This is a genomic window from Curtobacterium sp. VKM Ac-2852, assembly GCF_013205045.1.
Classification (GTDB): Bacteria; Actinomycetota; Actinomycetes; order Actinomycetales; family Microbacteriaceae; genus Curtobacterium; species Curtobacterium flaccumfaciens.
On sequence record NZ_JABMLI010000001.1, the window covers coordinates 850,703 to 866,534 of the forward strand.

General features: G+C 72.4%; 16 protein-coding genes. 4 read left to right on the forward strand and 12 right to left on the reverse strand.

The window, feature by feature from the left end:
• Nucleotides 1–113 precede the first annotated feature (113 nt).
• Together HQQ79_RS04190 and HQQ79_RS04195 are read left to right on the forward strand one after the other, a co-directional pair.
• Nucleotides 114–599: a DUF4126 family protein gene (locus HQQ79_RS04190; protein ID WP_051597019.1), complete on the forward strand. Its 486-nt coding sequence runs from the start codon at nucleotides 114–116 to the stop codon at nucleotides 597–599.
• 120 nt (nucleotides 600–719) lie between these two features.
• Nucleotides 720–1,691 (forward strand): NAD(P)-dependent oxidoreductase, encoded by a 972-nt coding sequence (locus HQQ79_RS04195; protein WP_173032586.1) that lies wholly within the window; start codon nucleotides 720–722, stop codon nucleotides 1,689–1,691.
• A 9-nt stretch (nucleotides 1,692–1,700) separates the two neighbouring features.
• Here the strand turns inward: HQQ79_RS04195 and HQQ79_RS04200 are convergent, their stop codons facing one another.
• The 6 genes from HQQ79_RS04200 to HQQ79_RS04225 form a co-directional block, all read right to left on the reverse strand.
• Nucleotides 1,701–2,894, reverse strand: coding sequence for an MFS transporter (locus HQQ79_RS04200; protein WP_173032587.1), 1,194 nt, complete (start codon nucleotides 2,892–2,894; stop codon nucleotides 1,701–1,703).
• Nucleotides 2,891–3,589, reverse strand: a complete 699-nt coding sequence (locus tag HQQ79_RS04205) for a carboxymuconolactone decarboxylase family protein (protein ID WP_173032588.1) — start codon at nucleotides 3,587–3,589, stop codon at nucleotides 2,891–2,893. Before HQQ79_RS04205 ends, HQQ79_RS04200 begins: the two co-directional genes overlap by 4 nt.
• Before the next feature lie 60 nt (nucleotides 3,590–3,649).
• Complete coding sequence (locus HQQ79_RS04210) at nucleotides 3,650–3,853, reverse strand: hypothetical protein (protein ID WP_027466866.1); 204 nt, start codon at nucleotides 3,851–3,853, stop codon at nucleotides 3,650–3,652.
• Nucleotides 3,850–4,764: a helix-turn-helix transcriptional regulator gene (locus HQQ79_RS04215; protein WP_173032589.1), complete on the reverse strand. Its 915-nt coding sequence runs from the start codon at nucleotides 4,762–4,764 to the stop codon at nucleotides 3,850–3,852. Before HQQ79_RS04215 ends, HQQ79_RS04210 begins: the two co-directional genes overlap by 4 nt.
• A gap of 99 nt (nucleotides 4,765–4,863) precedes the next feature.
• On the reverse strand, nucleotides 4,864–5,742 hold the full coding sequence (locus HQQ79_RS04220) for a helix-turn-helix transcriptional regulator (RefSeq protein ID WP_173032590.1): 879 nt from the start codon (nucleotides 5,740–5,742) through the stop codon (nucleotides 4,864–4,866).
• A gap of 55 nt (nucleotides 5,743–5,797) precedes the next feature.
• Nucleotides 5,798–6,955: a PQQ-dependent sugar dehydrogenase gene (locus HQQ79_RS04225; RefSeq protein ID WP_173032591.1), complete on the reverse strand. Its 1,158-nt coding sequence runs from the start codon at nucleotides 6,953–6,955 to the stop codon at nucleotides 5,798–5,800.
• Nucleotides 6,956–7,065: 110 nt separating this feature from the next.
• Between HQQ79_RS04225 and HQQ79_RS04230 the strand changes: the two genes are divergently transcribed.
• Together HQQ79_RS04230 and HQQ79_RS04235 are read left to right on the forward strand one after the other, a co-directional pair.
• Nucleotides 7,066–7,464 (forward strand): cupin domain-containing protein, encoded by a 399-nt coding sequence (locus HQQ79_RS04230; protein WP_071248546.1) that lies wholly within the window; start codon nucleotides 7,066–7,068, stop codon nucleotides 7,462–7,464.
• Nucleotides 7,461–8,132, forward strand: a complete 672-nt coding sequence (locus tag HQQ79_RS04235) for an SDR family oxidoreductase (RefSeq protein ID WP_027466861.1) — start codon at nucleotides 7,461–7,463, stop codon at nucleotides 8,130–8,132. Before HQQ79_RS04230 ends, HQQ79_RS04235 begins: the two co-directional genes overlap by 4 nt.
• Nucleotides 8,133–8,254: 122 nt before the next feature.
• Here HQQ79_RS04235 and HQQ79_RS04240 read toward each other — a convergent pair whose 3' ends face one another.
• From HQQ79_RS04240 to HQQ79_RS04265, 6 genes are all read right to left on the reverse strand, one after another.
• Nucleotides 8,255–11,077 (reverse strand): ABC transporter permease, encoded by a 2,823-nt coding sequence (locus HQQ79_RS04240; protein ID WP_173032592.1) that lies wholly within the window; start codon nucleotides 11,075–11,077, stop codon nucleotides 8,255–8,257.
• The gene (locus HQQ79_RS04245) at nucleotides 11,074–11,802 is read right to left on the reverse strand and encodes an ABC transporter ATP-binding protein (protein ID WP_173032593.1); all 729 of its coding nucleotides are present in this window, start codon (nucleotides 11,800–11,802) and stop codon (nucleotides 11,074–11,076) included. The genes HQQ79_RS04240 and HQQ79_RS04245 overlap by 4 nt, the downstream gene beginning before the upstream one ends.
• Nucleotides 11,799–12,392, reverse strand: a complete 594-nt coding sequence (locus tag HQQ79_RS04250; protein WP_216852167.1) for a PadR family transcriptional regulator — start codon at nucleotides 12,390–12,392, stop codon at nucleotides 11,799–11,801. Before HQQ79_RS04250 ends, HQQ79_RS04245 begins: the two co-directional genes overlap by 4 nt.
• A 178-nt stretch (nucleotides 12,393–12,570) precedes the next feature.
• On the reverse strand, nucleotides 12,571–13,452 hold the full coding sequence (locus HQQ79_RS04255; RefSeq protein WP_027466858.1) for an aldo/keto reductase: 882 nt from the start codon (nucleotides 13,450–13,452) through the stop codon (nucleotides 12,571–12,573).
• Nucleotides 13,453–13,526: 74 nt separating this feature from the next.
• Nucleotides 13,527–14,114 carry a YdeI family protein gene (locus tag HQQ79_RS04260; protein ID WP_173032594.1) on the reverse strand — a complete coding sequence of 196 codons (588 nt, stop codon included), beginning with the start codon at nucleotides 14,112–14,114 and terminating at the stop codon, nucleotides 13,527–13,529.
• Between the two features lie 138 nt (nucleotides 14,115–14,252).
• A complete protein-coding gene (locus HQQ79_RS04265) occupies nucleotides 14,253–15,824 on the reverse strand; it encodes an FAD-binding oxidoreductase (RefSeq protein ID WP_173032595.1) in 1,572 nt (523 codons plus the stop codon).
• Nucleotides 15,825–15,832 lie beyond the last annotated feature (8 nt).

Sequence of the window (15,832 nt, forward strand, 5' to 3'; positions counted from 1 at the left end):
GGGGAGGCTCCGTACCCGGGGAACGCCGGACGTCCGCCCGGCGATCGCTCGCGATGCTCGGAACACCCGAGGTCACCGTGCGTACCGTCGGGGGCAACACGACAGGAGTCACGATGAGCAAGCAGCACGAGCAGCACACCCTGGTCCGCACCCTGGTCCTCGGCATCATGAGCGGCGGCCGGAGCGCCACCCCGCTCGCCGTCCTCGCACTGAACCACGACCGGTCCTCGCTGAAGGGTTCGTGGCAGCAGTGGAAGGTCTTCAGCACCCCGGTCGGCCGTGGGCTGCTCGTCGCCTCCGCCGTCGGTGAGCTCATCGGTGACAAGCTGCCGAAGACCCCGAACCGCATCGCCCCCTCGGCGCTGCTCGGACGTGTCGCGTCCGGTGCCCTCGCCGGTGCCGCACTGGGCACCACGGGCAAGCGCGACCTGCGGATCGAGGGCGCGATCCTCGGTGGCGTCGGTGCCCTCGTCGGCAGCTTCGTCGGCTGGGGTGTGCGCAAGGCCCTCGGGGGCGCGGGCTTGCCCGACCCCGTCGTCGCGCTCGCCGAGGACGCCGCGACCATCGCCGGCTCCGTGAAGGTCATCACCGCCGACTGAGCGCCGCGGGCGCGCTGCGGGCGCGCTGCGGGCGCTTCGTGAGCAGGAACGGTCGGGTCGCACCGCCGCACCCGACCGTTCCTGCTCACGATCCGCACGCCTCGGCCTACGGTGGCCCTCATGCACATCGTCGTCATCGGAGCCACCGGCCACATCGGCTCGTTCCTCGTCCCCCGTCTCGTCCGCTCGGGGCACCGCGTCGTCGCCGTCACGCGCGGCACGAGCACCCCGTACGCCGACGCCCCGGAGTGGCAGCAGGTCGAGCGGATCACCGCCGACCGCGAGCAGGAGGACCGTGACGGTACCTTCGGCAGCCGCATCGCCGCGCTCGGTGCCGACGCCGTCGTCGACCTCGTCTGCTTCACCGAGTCCTCGGCCGCAGCGCTGGTCGACGCGCTCCGCGGCACCGGCACGCACCTGGTGCACTGCGGTTCGATCTGGCGCGCCGGTGTCTCGCACGTGCTGCCGATCACCGAGCAGAACGCCACTCCACCGTTCGGTGACTACGGCGTCCAGAAGGACGCCATCGCCCGGATGCTGGGGGAAGAAACCGCATCAGGCGGTTTGGTCACGACGTCGCTGCACCCCGGTCACATCAGCGGTCCGGGCTGGACGCCGATCGGTCCGCTCGGCAACCTCGACACCTCGGTGCTGACGAAGCTGTCCGCCGGCGAACCGCTCGAGGTCCCCGGTCTCGGCGCCGAGACGATGGCCCACGTGCACGCCGACGACGTCGCGCAGGCGTTCCAGCTCGCGGTCGAGCACCGCGACGCGGCGGCGGGCGAGGACTTCTTCGTCACGGCTCCGACGGCGCTCACCGTGCGCGGGTACGCCCACCTGGCAGCGTCGTGGTTCGGCCAGGAGGCCCGGCTCGACTCCGTCACCTGGGACCGGTTCCGCGAGACCACGGCTCCGGAACACGCTGACGCCAGCTGGGAGCACCTGTCCCGCAGCCAGGTCTTCAGCACCGAGAAGGCGAGTCGTCTGCTCGGCTACGCGCCGGCGTTCACCGCCGAGGAGACCGTGCTGGACGCCGTGCGCTGGCTCGTCGACCACGGCGAGCTCGAGGTCACGAACCCCCTGGTCCGCTGAGCTCCACGGTCAGGCCCGCTCCGGCTCGACCACGAGCCCACGGTTCCGGTGCACGACCCAGACCGTCGCGGCGAACCCCGCGAGCACCGCGGCGCCGATCGTGACCGCCGTCCAGCCCCCGGCGTTCCACAGCACCGACGCCAGGGCCGAACCGATCGCGCCGCCGATGAAGTTCGAGGTGACGAACGCCGTGTTGAGCCGGCTCCGCGCGGCCGGGTCGACCGAGAAGAGCCGGGTCTGGTTGAGCACGTTCGCGGCCTGCACGGCGACGTCGAGCAGCAGCACGGCGAGCAGCACCACGACGATCGAGTGCGCACCGATCCCGGCGACGACCAGGGAGACGAGCAGGAGCACGATCGCTCCCCCGGTGACGGGTACCGACAGCCCGCGGTCGTGCAGTCGTCCGACCCGCTGCGCCGCCACGGCACCCGCGAGCCCCACCAAGCCGACCAACCCGATGCTGCTGGTGGAGAAGTCGTAGGGGTCGCTGCTCAGCAGGAACGTCAGGGCGGTCCAGAACATCGTGAACACGGCGAACACCGCGGAGCTGATCACCAGCGTGACCTGGACCGTCCGGTGGGTCCGGACGGCACGGAACACCGACAGGATGAGCTGCGGGTACGCCACTTCGCCGCGGGCGTCGAGCTCGGGGATGGCCCGCCGCAGCAACACGGCGAGGACGACGGCGACGACGGCGGCGAGCACGTAGATCGCGCGCCACCCGAACGCGTCCGCGACCAGGCCGCTGATCGTCCGCGACACGAGGATGCCGGTGAGCACCCCGGACGCGATCGTGCCGACGACGCGTCCGCGCTGCGCGGGGTCGGCGAGGTCCCCGGCCAGCGGGATGAGGAGCTGCCCCGCGACCGTCGTCAGCCCGACCAGCGCCAGGGCGACCAGGAGCGTCGCGAAGGTCGGTGCGATCGCGGCGAGCAGCAGCGCGACGGCGGAGGCGACGAGCACCCAGGGGATGAGGCGTCGGCGGTCGAGGACGTCCCCGAGCGGCACCACGAGCAGGATGCCGAGGGCGTAGCCGACCTGGGTCAGCGTGACGAGCAGCCCGGCGAGCGACGCCGAGGTGCCGAGCGACGATGCGATGTCGTCGAGCAGCGGCTGCGACCAGTACAGGTTGCCGACCGCTGCTCCCCCGGCGACGGCGAAGAGCAGGGTCCGGCCCGTCGACATCGAGTGGTCCGTGCTCATGCTGCGGGTGCTCCCTCGTTCACGTCGGCCAGGGCGTTCAACGTGCGCGGGTAGCCGATGAGCGGGACGAGCACGGTCAGGACGTCCAGCATCTGCTGGCGGGTGTTCCCGACGTTCAGGTTGCCGGCGACGTGCCCCTGCACCTGCGCGTCGGCCCCGCCGAGCGCCGCGAGCAGCGCGAAGGTCAGGAGTTCACGGGTGGGCAGCGACAGACCGTCCCGGCCGACGGTGTCCCCGAAGCAGTTGCCGGACAGGAACCGCTGGAAGTGCACGGCGTCCGCGGGGGCGTTCTCGTACATGGCGTCGACGCGGGCCGCACCGACGACGGAACCCTGCACCGCTCGGCCGCGCTCGAGCCGGTCCGCCGGGGTCGTCGTCGACTGCCCGGGCAACGGCAGAGCGACCCCGCGGGCGACGAGCACGGCGTTGGTGATCGACAGGAAGTCACCGACGCGTGCGGAGCCGACGTAGGCCACCGCCTGGTAGACGATCTCCTTCGCTTCGGTGGGCGAGAGCGGGCCGTCGAGCGCCGCCTCCAGCAGGTCGCGGAACGCCGTCGGTGCCCCGGCCGCGATCGTCGCACCGAGCTGGACGACCACACGGTCGTGCTCGCTGAGTGAGGCGTTCCGCAGGGTCTCGTCCACGAAGTCGGCGTGGTACCGGGCGAACTCGGGGTCGGTGTCGGCGAAGGTCATGTCCTCGACGCTAGGGCCGACCGCGGGGCCGTGACAGGTGCTGTCCTCCCCCCTCAGCCGTCACCGCCGACGGAACAGCTCCCCCAGGTGCCACGGCCCGGGCGCGAGCCGCACGGCTGCCTCGGCTCGAACCCGTTCCTCGAGCTCGCGGTCACGGGTGAGCTCGTGGATCTCCTGCTCGGCGCGCAGCCGGAACCGCAGTCGGCTGACGAACCCGGTCGACGGAGCCGTGATGACGGTCTCGACGGACTCGGTCTCGTTCACGCGTCCTCCGCCGCCGCAGTGGCAGTGGAAGTGGCAGCCGACGCAGCCGCCGCACCGGTCGCACCGGTCGCGCTCGTCGCCGCGAGGTTCGCCAGCAGCTGCAGCCGTTCCTCGGACGCCGACCCGGGTTCCGTGCCGTACACGACCATGGTCAGCCCCGAGTCCGTGACGAGCTCCATCGTCTCGTAGCTCATGTCGAGATCGCCCACGTCCGGGTGGTGCACGCGCTTGACACCGCTCCGGTGCCGCATCACGTCGTGTGCGGCCCAGTGCCGCCGGAACTCGTCACTGCGGGTGGAGAGTTCCCCGATCAGGTCGGTCAGTCCCTTGTCGTACGGAGAGCGGGCCGCCTCGGCGCGCAGGGCGGCGACCACGTCGCCGGCGACCGCGTCCCAGTCACGCCAGAACTGCTGGCCGCGCGGGTCGAGGAACGCGAAGCGCGCGGTGTTCGGGGTGCCGGCGGGCGAGAGGAACAGCGGCGAGTACACCGCGCGGGCGAGTGCGTTCCCGGCGAGGAAGTCGAACCGGCCGTTGCGGACCCAGGCGGGGGCGCTGATCGAGTCGAGCACCCGCTGCACGTTCGGTCGGACCTTCGACGTCGGGATCGTCCGGCGCGAGCCACCCGAAGCGTTCTGCAGACGGGCCAGGTCGAACAGGTGCGCGTGCTCGGCATCGTCGAGACGCAGCGCACGGGACAGCGACTCGAGGACGCTCTCGGAGACCCCGGTCAGGTTCCCGCGCTCGAGGCGGACGTAGTAGTCGACGCTCATCCCCGCGACCAGTGCGAGCTCTTCGCGCCGGAGTCCCTTGACGCGGCGGACCCCACCGAAGTCGGGCAGACCGACCTGCTGCGGCGTGACCCGCTCGCGGCGTGTGCGGAGGAAGTCACGCACTTCGCTTCTGGTGTCCATGCGTCAACGGTACGGCCGGCCGGGTGCCGCAAGCAGGGGTTGCTGGTACCCGTCAGCAGGGAACGGCCCGGACCCGGACGGGTGGTCGCCACCACCGCCTCAGGCGAGCTGGCGCGCCCGCTCCGCGATGCCCTCGGTCGCCGCCCACGAGGCCAGCACCCGCAGGGCGTCGGCCGTCGGGCTGCCCGGGGTCGCCGGGTAGATGGTGAGCGCGAGCCCCGGGTCCTCGGCGAGTTCGAGCGTCTGGAAGTGGAGTTCGAGCGGCCCCACGACGCTGTGCCGGAACGACTTCACGCCGGCGTAGTGGCGTCGGACGTCATGCGCTGCCCAGAGGCCGCGGAAGTCGTCGCTCCGCATCGACAGCTCGCCGATCAGCGCAGCGAGGTCCTTGTCGTTCGGCGTCCGGCCCGCTTCGCGGCGAAGGATCGCGACGTTCGTGTGCGCGGCCCGCTGCCAGTCCTGGTAGAAGTTCCGCGCCTGCGGGTCCAGGAAGATGAAGCGCGAGAAGTTCATCGGCCGCGCCGGTGCCGCGACCAGGTCCGAGTGCATCGCGAAGCCGAGCGCGTTCGCGGCGACGATGTCCTGCCGGTTGTTGATGATCATCGCCGGGGCGTCCGTGACCACGTCGAGCAGGTACTGCAGCTCCGGTCGGACGGCAGCGACGGGCACGACACGACCGGCGCGACGCGGGGTCTCGTTCTGGTGCCGCGACAGGTCGCGCAGGTGCTCCTGCTCGGCGGGGTCGAGCTGCAGGGCCCGGCCGATGGCGTCGAGCACGCTGTCCGAGACCCCCTGCAGGTTGCCGCGCTCGAGCCGCGTGTAGTAGTCGATGCTGACGCCGGCCAGGCGTGCGACCTCTTCGCGACGCAGCCCGGTGACGCGACGCCGCGTGCCGAAGGTCTCGACGCCGGCCTGCTCGGGGGTGATGCGGGCGCGACGGCTGGAGAGGAAGTCGCGCGCTTCGTCGCGGTGGTTCATGCCGTCACGGTACTTCGCCCCGTCCGGCGCGAGCGAGGGGCTGCGGGAACCCCTTTCACGTGCGCGTGAACGGGACGGAGACGATCCGGTCGTCCCCGCTCGACGGCGTCCCGCGGCCGTCGGTGTTGTTCGTGACGAACCACAGGGTGTCCGACGGGCCCTCGAGCACCGTGCGGATGCGCCCGAAGTCACCCGCGAAGTACTCGGTCGCGGTGCCGGGGTCGTCGGCCGGGACCGCCCGGAGCACCTCGCCCCGCAGGTTCGCGACGAACACCGTGTCGTCGACGACGGCGAGGCCGCTGGGGGACGCCTCGTCGGTGGACCACTGCTGCACGGGGTCGACGAAGCCCTGGTCCTCGCCACCGGTGCCCTCGACCTCGGGCCAGCCGTAGTTCGACCCGGGCTCGATCACGTTGAGCTCGTCGTGGGTGTTCTCACCGAACTCCGATGCGAACATCGTGCCGTCCGACGACCACCCCATGCCCTGCACGTTGCGGTGCCCGAGGCTCCACACCGGCGACCCGTCGATCGGGTTGTCGGCGGGGACGTCGCCGTCCGGGGTGAGCCGCAGGATCTTGCCCGCGAGCGAGTCCTCGTCCTGCGCGTCCGTGCTCGCACCGGCGTCCCCGACGCTCGCGTAGAGCATGTCGTCGGGCCCGAACGCGATCCGGCCGCCGTCGTGGAACGTGTTCTTCGGCAGCCCGTCGATGATCGTCGTCGCGTCCCCGAGCCCCCACGACCCGGTGTCACCGGTCAGCTCGTACCGCTGGATCCGGTTGCCGTCGTCGGCCGTGGAGTACACGAACAGGTCGTCGTCGTGCAGCGCGAGCCCGAGCAGTCCGCCCTCGCCGCCGTGGCTGACACCGTCGACGGTGCCGACCTGGCGGGTGGTGCCGTCGGACCGCAGCTCGAGCACCCGGGCCGAGTCGCGCTCGCTGACCAGCGCGTCGCCGTCGTCACCCGTCAGGACCACCGACCAGGGGGCCTCCAGGCCGGTGACCACGTCGGTGGTGTCACCGTCGAGCGCTACCTGACCGGCCGACAGGTCGGCGGGCGCGGTCGCGCGCGCCGACGGCGAACCGCCCCGGTCGGACCCGTCCTGCTCCGTTCCGTCACCGCTAGTGCAGGCGGTGAGGGCCAGTGCGGCGACGGCGGTGAGGCCGGCCACCGACCAGAGGCGGCGGTTGCGGGGCGTTCGGGCGGGTGTGTCCACGATGATCCTCCCGGGGTCGTGGGTCGATCACACACGCTGCGTTCGGGAAACCCCTGAGGGGGTCTGTCGGCACCTCCCGACGGTGCGCACGGCGGCCTACCGTCGTCCGCATGCAGATCGAACCGAAGCAGCCGACCGTCAAGAACCCGCCCGAGCAGTTCACGGGCGACGTGTACCTCGACGCCATCGCCTCGCCGAAGGAGCCCGGTCAGACGATGACCGTCGCCAAGGTCCGGTTCCTGCCCGGCGCCCGCACCGCGTGGCACTCGCACGCCAAGGGCCAGACCCTGCACGTCACCGAGGGCGTCGCGCGGATGGGCACCCGGGACGGCCGCGTCATCGAGGTGCAGGCTGGACAGACCGTCTACACCCCCGCCGGCGAGGAGCACTGGCACGGCGCGACCCCCACCGACTACATGGAACACCTCGCGATGCTCGAGGCCGCCGACGACCCGGCGACGACCACCACCTGGCTCGAGCACGTGAGCGACGAGGAGTACACCGCATGACCACCATCGCCATCGTCGGGGCCGGCAAGGGCCTCGGCCTCGCCGTCGCCGAGCGCTTCGCCCGTGAGGGCTTCGCCGTCGCCCTGATCTCCCGCAACCAGGACCGGCTGGACGGCCTCGCCGCCGAACTGCGTGAGCGCGGCCACACCGCCGCCGGGTTCGCCGCGAACGTCCGTGACGGGGACTCCCTGCGCACGGCACTCGAGCGCGCCACCGAGCAGCTCGGCCCCATCGAGGTGCTGCAGTACAGCCCGCTCCCCGCCAAGGAGTACATGCGCCCGGTGCTCGAGACCACGGCGGACGACCTGGTCGGCCCGATCGAGTTCTCGGTCTACGGCTCGGTCAACGCCGTCCGCCAGGTGCTGCCCGGCATGCGCGCGATCGGCCACGGCACGATCCTGTTCGTGAACGGCGGCAGCGCGGTCCGACCGGGCGCCCGCGTCACCGGAACGTCCGTCGCCTTCGCGGCCGAGAGCGCCTACGCGCAGCTGCTGCACGACGCCGTCCGCGACGAGGACGTCCACGTCGGCCAGCTCATCATCCCGTTCGGCATCGACGACGGGCAGCCCGAGCACTCCGGGGAGTCCATCGCCGACCGCCTGTGGGCGATCCACACGGAGCGTGGCGACTTCCGCACCTACGCGGAGGCGCTGCCCGAGCTCGCGTGAGCGCGGCGCTCGCCGCTTCGTGAGCAGGAATGGTCGGGTCCGGCACAGCGACCCGACCATTCCTGCTCACCATGTGACGGACTGGAGGCCCGTGGCGACGCCGCCACGGGCCTCCCGTCGCGTCAGTGCGCCCGTCGCACCGTCACCCGCCGCCGACCCCGCGAGGTCAGCCAGGCCCCGGCCGTCACCACGAGGGGCAGGCCGACCGCGAGCAGGGCCAGCACCGGCCAGTCCGGCACGAACGGCATGTGGTTCACCCCGACCGGACTCTCGGTGAACCGCAGGGTCAGGGCGCGGATCGGCAGGAGCCCGAGGAGCGTCCCGATCACCGAGCCGACCGTGGCCAGGATCGCCGCCTGCCAGGTCGACACCCCTCGACGCAGGCGTGGTGCCGCACCGACGGCGTCGAGCACCTCGTCGTCCCGCCGGCCGTCGGACCGTGCGAGTCCGATCGCCACCGCCGTCGCACCGATGGTGACGGCCGCCGCCAGTGCGAGCACGATCGCCCGGATGATCGCCTCGTTGTCGACCGGACCGGCTTCGTAGGTGAACGACGGGCCGCTCCACCGTGCACGGTCGTCGCCGCCGAAGCTCTGCCACGCCGAGCTCAGCTCGTCTGCCTGCGCCGGGTAGAGGTCGTGCGGCAGCGTCGTGACGAGCATGCCGTCGACCACCGGGACGCCGTACCGTTCGGCGGTCGCCTTCGTCATGAAGACGCCGACCTGGATCCGCGGGGTCTGCACGTCGAGCACGGCGGGGATCGAGACGCTCGCCGCCGGTCGGCTCCGCTCGGTGATGGGCTCGCTCTCCCACGTCCGGTCGTGGAAGGTGTCGACGCGGACCGCGCCGTCGTGGGCGTACTCCGGCCAGAGCGACACCGCGCGACCGCCTTCGAGCGCGCTCCGGACGGCGGCGGACGGCCGGTGCCCGGTGAGCACGGCGTAGTCGTCGACGGTCCCGGCCCAGATGTGCGGACTCGACGCGCTCGCCGTGTCCAGGTAGTACGAGCAGCTCGTCGTGTCGTTCGCGGGGCAGTCGTACGCGCTCCAGCGGTGCGGGATCGTGACGGTCGAGGGGGTGTCGCCCGGCTGCTCCTGCGCGACACCGAGCACCCGGATGCGGTCCTGGTCGAAGACCCCGGACACGACCTTCGCCGCGTGCGCAGTCAGCTCCGCGTCGTGGCGACCGGTGTTGCCGCCCTCCTTCGTCTCGGTCTGCACCTCGGCCCTCGCGACCCCGACCGCCGTGGAGTACTCGTAGCCACGGACGTACTGGGCGTGGCTCGACGCACTCCACGTGATCACGACCGACGCAACGAACACGACGCTCATCACGCTCGCCAGCACCGGCACCGTGCGGACCGGGTTGCGGCGGGCGTCGCGGGCGGCGAGCCGTGCGGACAGCCCCGCGCGGGCGGTGAGCCGGGTGACCAGGGCGAGCAGCCACGGTGAGCAGATGGCGATGCCGAGCTGCATCAGGCACGGCCCGATCGCGACGCCGGCACCGACGACGTACGCCCACCGGTCCTGCTGAACCGCACGGTCGTTGAGCATGAGCACCCCGACACCGCATGCCAGCGTCATCACGGCGCCGAGGACCACGAGCAGCGGCCCCCAGATGCGCCGACGACGGCGGGCCGGACGGCTGACGGGCACCGGACGGAGCGAGCCCCGCAGCGCCGCGAGCACGTTGATCCGGGTCGCCGACCGTGCGGCGACGAGCGCGGAGACGAGTCCGGCGAGCACCCCGGCGGCGGCGATGGACAGCAGCAGGAGCGGCGGCACGTGCAACCCGGGGAACGACGCCACGTTGCCGTTGTCGATCAGTCGGTAGGCGAGCACGCCGATCCCGGTGCCGGCGGCGACCCCGAGGACCGCGCCGACGAGGCCGAGCACCAGGCCCGACCCGGCGACGATCGTGCGGACGAACCGCTTGTCGCCGCCGACGCTCGTGACGATGGCGTACGAGCGGGTGTCCGCCCGGGTGCCGACCAAGAACGCGGCCCCGGCGAGCAGGGCGACCTCGAACATCGCGAAGACGCCGAGCAACCCCATCGCCCCGAGGTACCAGCCGAGCGTCGAGCTCAGCTGCCCACCGGGGAGCCGGGCGTCCGGCGGGTCGAGCACGACCGGACGCGACTCCACGATGATGCCGTGCGCGTTGAGCTGCCGGATCTCCGACCACGTCGGGGCGTCCGACGGCAGGTACACGGTGACGTCGTCGAGCCCGACGTCGTCGGTGGTGTCGGTCGTCGAGAGCGTCGTGCCCCAGGGCAGGAACACCCCCTGCGTCCCCGGGTCCGTCCCCAGGTCGGTCATGGTCCCGGTGATCGTGAAGCGCCTGGTGACCGGGTCGGTCAGGTCCACGGTGTCGCCGATCCGCGCCCCGAGCCGGTCGAGCGTCGCGGGCGTGACCATGAGCTCACTGCGGGTGGTCGGCCTGGAGCCGTCGAGCACGTGCCAGTGTCCCTCGAGCGACGGGTCCCAGACACTGCCCTCCACAGCGGTCAGTCCGACGGGGCCGCGCGCACCCTGCACCACGACGGGCGTGCCGCCGACCGGGATCGCCAGCGCGCCGTCGGGCACGTGGGCCAGGACGTTCGTGAACGGTGAGTCCTCGTCCGACTTCGTGACGGGGCTGTTCCGTTTCGAGTCGGTGAACTGCCACTGCACCGGGTCCTGCACCATGCCGGGCAGGTCCGGGCCGGACACCCGCATCTGCGCCGATGCCTGGCCGAGGTCGTAGTCGAGCCGCTCGGTCGCGGTGGCCTGCGTGGACTGCACCACGACGGCGACGGCGGCGAACCCGGCGGTGGGGATCCCGATGAGCGCGATGATCAGTGCCGCACGGCCCGCCTTCGCGAACGCCAGACGACGCCCCAGACGGAGCGCCGGTCGGAGGGCGAACGGCGTCCGGCCGGTCCCGGCACGCCGACCCCGGCTCACGAGGCGGTCCGGTCCGTCAGCGCCGCCTCGACGCCCGAGTACACGGTCTCGTCGACGACCCGACCGTCGCGCAGGAACACGATCCGGTCCGCCCAGGCTGCGTGCCGGGCGTCGTGGGTCACCAGGAGGGCGCCGGCCCCGGCGTCGACGTGCCGACGGAGCATGCGGAGCACGACCTCGCCGGTCTGCGAGTCGAGGGCTCCGGTCGGCTCGTCGGCGAGCACGAGTCGACGCTCCCCGACCACGCCGCGGGCGATCGCGACGCGCTGCTGCTGGCCACCGGAGAGGTCGTCCGGGTAGGCGTTGGCGCGGTGCGACAGCTCGACGTTGTCCAGCGCGAGTTCCGCGGCGCGGCGGGCCTGCGAGGCCTTCCACCCGTCGAGCTCGAGCGGCAGTGCCACGTTCTCGACCGCGGTCAGCGAGGGGATCAGGTTGAAGTCCTGGAACACGAACCCGATGAGACGGCGGCGCAGCGCTGCGAGCTCCTTGGCGGGACGGTCGGACACGAAGGCGCCGTCGATCAGCACCTCACCGCTCGTCGGCGGCAGCAGGGTGCCGGCGCAGGCGAGCAGCGTCGACTTGCCCGACCCCGAGGTGCCCATCACGGCCACCATCTCGCCACGCTCGACCCGCAGGTCGATGCCGGCCAGGGCCGTGACGGCCTTCGCGCCGGAGCCGTAGTGCACGCTCACGGCGTCGAGCTGCAGGAGCGGCGAGGCGGTCACCGTGCGCTCCGCGAAGCGGAAGCGGAAGCGGCAGCACCGGCAGCCCCGGTGGCGTCGGGCGCCGCTGGGTGTTCGTCCGGTCGGTACCGCGCCACGCTCGACTCCACGTGGTCGAGCCAGCGCACCTCGGCCTCGGCCTGGAACACCATCGACTCGAGCACGAGCGACCACGCCAGGTCCGTCGACGGGTCGGTCGTCCGCTTCAGCCGCGTCAGGTCCTGCAGGTTCCGGATCGCGGCGCCGCGCTGCACCTGCACCAGCCGGGCGACGTCGACCCCGGGCACGGTCACGGCGAGGGCGAACTTGATCGCCAGCTCGTCGCGGCCGCGCTTGGCCGGAACGGGCTCGCTGAACCAGCGCGCCACCTCGGCGCGACCCGCGTCCGTCGCCGTGTAGACGACGTGTCCGTCGTCGTCGGCGTCACCGCGGGCCACGAGGCCGTCGCGTTCCAGGCGGTCCAGGGTCGTGTAGACCTGGCCGATGTTCAGCGGCCAGCTCCCGCCGGTGCGGTGCTCGAACTCCCCCCGGAGCTGGTAGCCGTAACCGGGTCCCCCCACCAGCAGCGCGAGTACGCCCATCCGAACGCTCATGACACTTCCCCCGTCTCGGGCCACCGTGGCCATACTGAGTATGCACATACCCGGTATGCCTGCGCAAGCACGGATCTGGACCGGGCAGAAACACGGACGGGAGGCGCGGTGCCAGCTGGCACCGCGCCTCCCGTCCGACCGGGGGTCGCGTTCGCGACCCGCGGTCGCGTCCTCAGGGTCAGTGACCCAGCTTCGCCAGCTCCTCGAACTCGTCGTCGGTCAGCTCGACGGTGGCACCCGCGAGGTTGTCCTCCAGGTGCGCGACGCTCGACGTGCCGGGGATCGGCAGCATCACCGGGGAGCGCTTGAGCAGCCAGGCGAGCGCGAGCTGCGCCGGGGTGGCACCCTTGCGCTCGGCGATCTCGGTGAGCGGCGAGTCCTCGCCGGTCAGGCCACCCGTGGCCAGGGGGAACCACGGGATGAAGCCGATGCCCTGCTCCTCGGACCAGTCGAGCAGCTCCTCGGCGTCACGCTTCTGCAGGTTGTAGAGGTTCTGCACGGAGACGATCGTGGCGATCTCCTGCGCGGCCTTGACCTCGTCGACGGAGACCTCGGACAGGCCGATGTGGCGGATCTTGCCCTCGTCCTGCAGCTTCTTCAGCTCGCCGACCTGGTCCTCGAGCGGGACCTTCGGGTCGATGCGGTGCAGCTGGAACAGGTCGATGCGCTCCAGGCCCAGGCGGCGGAGGCTCATCTCCGCCTCTTGCCGGAGGTACTCCGGGCGGCCGACGGGCGGCCAGACGTTCGGGCCGGTGCGGGTGAGGCCGGCCTTCGTGGCGATGACGACGTCGTCGCCGTAGGGGTGCAGGGCCTCCTTGAGGAGCTCCTCGGCGACGTAGGGGCCGTACGAGTCGGCGGTGTCGAAGAAGTTCACGCCGAGCTCGACGGCGCGCTTGAGGACGCGGATCGCCTCGTCGTGGTCCTTCGGCGGTCCCCAGACGCCGGGGCCGGTGAGCTGCATGGTGCCGTAGCCGAGCCGGTTGACCTCGAGGTCGCCGCCGATGCGGAAGGTGCCGGAGGACGCGGCCGGACGGTTCGTGGTGTCAGTGCCTGTGGTCATGTCCCCGGTCTACGCCCGGTGCGTTGCCGGTCCCTGAGTCGGTGTCCCCCGACCGCTTTCCGGGTTCGCAGGGTCTACGGACGGGTGGGCCGCGGGTACGGGGTCTCGCCGCGTTCGAGTCCGCCGACGAGCTTGGTGAGCCGGTTCGTCCGCACCGTCGCGTTCGGGGCGGTGGTGATGCGGTGCAGCACGGCGTACCGGTTCGTGGCGTCGAGCTCGGCGAACAGTGCGGCGGCTTCCGGGGCGGCGTCGAGCGCGGCTTGCAGGTCCTCGGGCACCGTGGCCGTGGCGGAACCGGCGTAGGCGCGGTCCCACCGGCCGTCACCCTTCGCGCGCTCGATCTCGGCGTGCCCGCGCTCCCGCATCCGTCCCTCGGCGATGAGTGCCGCGACCAGGCCGAGGTTCCGCTGCGACCACAGCGAGGCCTTCCGGCGCGGGGTGAACCGCTGGCGGTAGGTGGTGTCGTCGCGCCCGCGCCGCTGCCCGTCGATCCACCCGGAGCAGAGCGCCTCGTCGAGGGCCGTGTCGTACGTCAGCGTCGTCGGTTCCGTGACGCCCTTCTTGGCGAGGACGAGCCACACCCCGTCGGGTTCGTGCTCGTGGTCGTCGAGCCAGGCACGCCACGCGGCGACGTCCGGCAGCACCAGGTCGACGATGTCCATGCGGTCATCGTAGGACCGGCCGGCCGTGGGCCGGGGGCCGGTCGAGTTTCGCGCTGAGCGACAGTTCACGGGGTGCGGGACGCGTGAAGAGTCGTTGGGGCCGAAACCCGGACCGCGCGGACCGTGCCCGGGCCGACGTCAGACCCAGTGCGGCTGCGCGAGCACGCCCGCGGGGTCGGCCTGCTCGGCGATGCGGTGCAGACGCGTGGTGTTGTCGCCGAAGTACGCGGACGGGTCGGTGATCGATGCATCGCAGTAGTTCGCGTACGCGGCGTCGCCCCACGCCGGTCGCATCGCCTTCCGGAACCCCCGCACGTACGCATCGAACGGCGCGGGATCCGCCCCGTCCGCGAACACCGCCGTGTACTGCACGGTCATCAGCGCCGACCGCCAGGGGAAGGCCGAGTCCCCTGCACCGACGTCCGCCACGGCGCCGCCGAGCGCATCGAGCGCCACCCCGCCCTCGAGGTTGCCCGTCACGTCACCCGCCGCGGCCGCCTGGGCGACGAGCACGTCGATCTGCGGGTCGGTGAGCTTCGCCGATCCGATCGACGACGTCGCCGCCTCGGACACCCGCTGCGGCTTCCCCGCCAACGCGGACATCGCGGCGCCGTAGGTGAGCACCCGCCCGTCGTGGGCGAGCGGCTTCGCGCCGGTGGCAGCGATGAAACCGTCGACGGAGGTGTCGGCGCCGGTCTTCGATCCGGTCCACACGCCGGTCACGGTGACCGTCGGGGCGGAGTGACGACTGCCGTTCAGCAGCTTGAGCGTCGACCACAGCTCCCGGTCGGCGGTCGGCGCCCAGTCCTGCCAGGCACGCACCACGGCAGCGGCGGCCGACCACGCGAACGTGATCGTGAAGAGCAGGACGGGAGGCGCGGCGTGCGTCCGGAACGTCAGTGCCGTCACGACGCCGACGGTTCCACCGCCCCCACCGCGGCAGGCCCAGAACAGGTCGGGTTCGCGGGACGTCGACACCCGGTGCACGGCCCCGTCCGGGGTGACGAGGGTGGCCCCGGTGAGCTGGTCGCAGGTCAGACCGAAGGACCGGACGAGGACGCCGACTCCACCACCCAGGGTCAGTCCGCCGATGCCGACCGTCGGGCACGAACCGGCGCCGATCGCCCGTCCGGCCTTCGCGAGCTCGGCGTACACGTCGCCGAGCCGGGCACCCGGGCCGATCGTGACGGTCCCGTCGTCGTGCAGGTGGATGCCGTCCAGGTCCTGCGTGCTGATGACCAGCGATCGCGGCACACCGGTGCCGGGCGCTCCGCCGGCCGACCACCCCGTGTAGGAGTGCCCGCCGGCCCGGAGCGCCACCGGCGTCGAGGTGGTCCGGGCGAAGGCGAGGCCAGCCTGCACGTCCGCTGTGTCCGCCGCCCGGAGGATCCCCCGCGGGTCGGCGTCGTCGAAGCGCGGGTTCTCGAGCACGCGGGCGTCATCCCACCCCGCGGCGCCCGACCGCAGCACGGTGCCGGACACCGCGGCGGCCAGGGCATCCCACGAGTCCGGGCCGCGGTCCGGGGAGTCGCTCGGTGCAGGGTCCGGGGTCTGCGAGCGCGTCGGAGCGGCGCTCGGTGACCGGCTGGGCTCGGGCCCCGGCCTGCTGCAGGCGGCGAGGATGCCGGCGACACCGAGACCGACCCCGCCGGCGATGAGCGCGCGGCGCGAGGTGGCGGTCGTCCGGTGGGAGCCTGCTGGTTCGGTCACCGGACCTG

What these genes read in the sequence shown, in the direction of transcription:
- HQQ79_RS04190 (WP_051597019.1), top strand. Translation starts at nt 114, where the DNA reads ATGAGCAAGCAGCACGAGCAGCACACCCTGGTCCGCACCCTGGTCCTC.
- HQQ79_RS04195 (WP_173032586.1), top strand. Translation starts at nt 720, where the DNA reads ATGCACATCGTCGTCATCGGAGCCACCGGCCACATCGGCTCGTTCCTC.
- HQQ79_RS04200 (WP_173032587.1), bottom strand. Translation starts at nt 2,894, where the DNA reads ATGAGCACGGACCACTCGATGTCGACGGGCCGGACCCTGCTCTTCGCC.
- HQQ79_RS04205 (WP_173032588.1), bottom strand. Translation starts at nt 3,589, where the DNA reads ATGACCTTCGCCGACACCGACCCCGAGTTCGCCCGGTACCACGCCGAC.
- HQQ79_RS04215 (WP_173032589.1), bottom strand. Translation starts at nt 4,764, where the DNA reads ATGGACACCAGAAGCGAAGTGCGTGACTTCCTCCGCACACGCCGCGAG.
- HQQ79_RS04220 (WP_173032590.1), bottom strand. Translation starts at nt 5,742, where the DNA reads ATGAACCACCGCGACGAAGCGCGCGACTTCCTCTCCAGCCGTCGCGCC.
- HQQ79_RS04230 (WP_071248546.1), top strand. Translation starts at nt 7,066, where the DNA reads ATGCAGATCGAACCGAAGCAGCCGACCGTCAAGAACCCGCCCGAGCAG.
- HQQ79_RS04235 (WP_027466861.1), top strand. Translation starts at nt 7,461, where the DNA reads ATGACCACCATCGCCATCGTCGGGGCCGGCAAGGGCCTCGGCCTCGCC.
- HQQ79_RS04250 (WP_216852167.1), bottom strand. Translation starts at nt 12,392, where the DNA reads ATGAGCGTTCGGATGGGCGTACTCGCGCTGCTGGTGGGGGGACCCGGT.
- HQQ79_RS04255 (WP_027466858.1), bottom strand. Translation starts at nt 13,452, where the DNA reads ATGACCACAGGCACTGACACCACGAACCGTCCGGCCGCGTCCTCCGGC.
- HQQ79_RS04260 (WP_173032594.1), bottom strand. Translation starts at nt 14,114, where the DNA reads ATGGACATCGTCGACCTGGTGCTGCCGGACGTCGCCGCGTGGCGTGCC.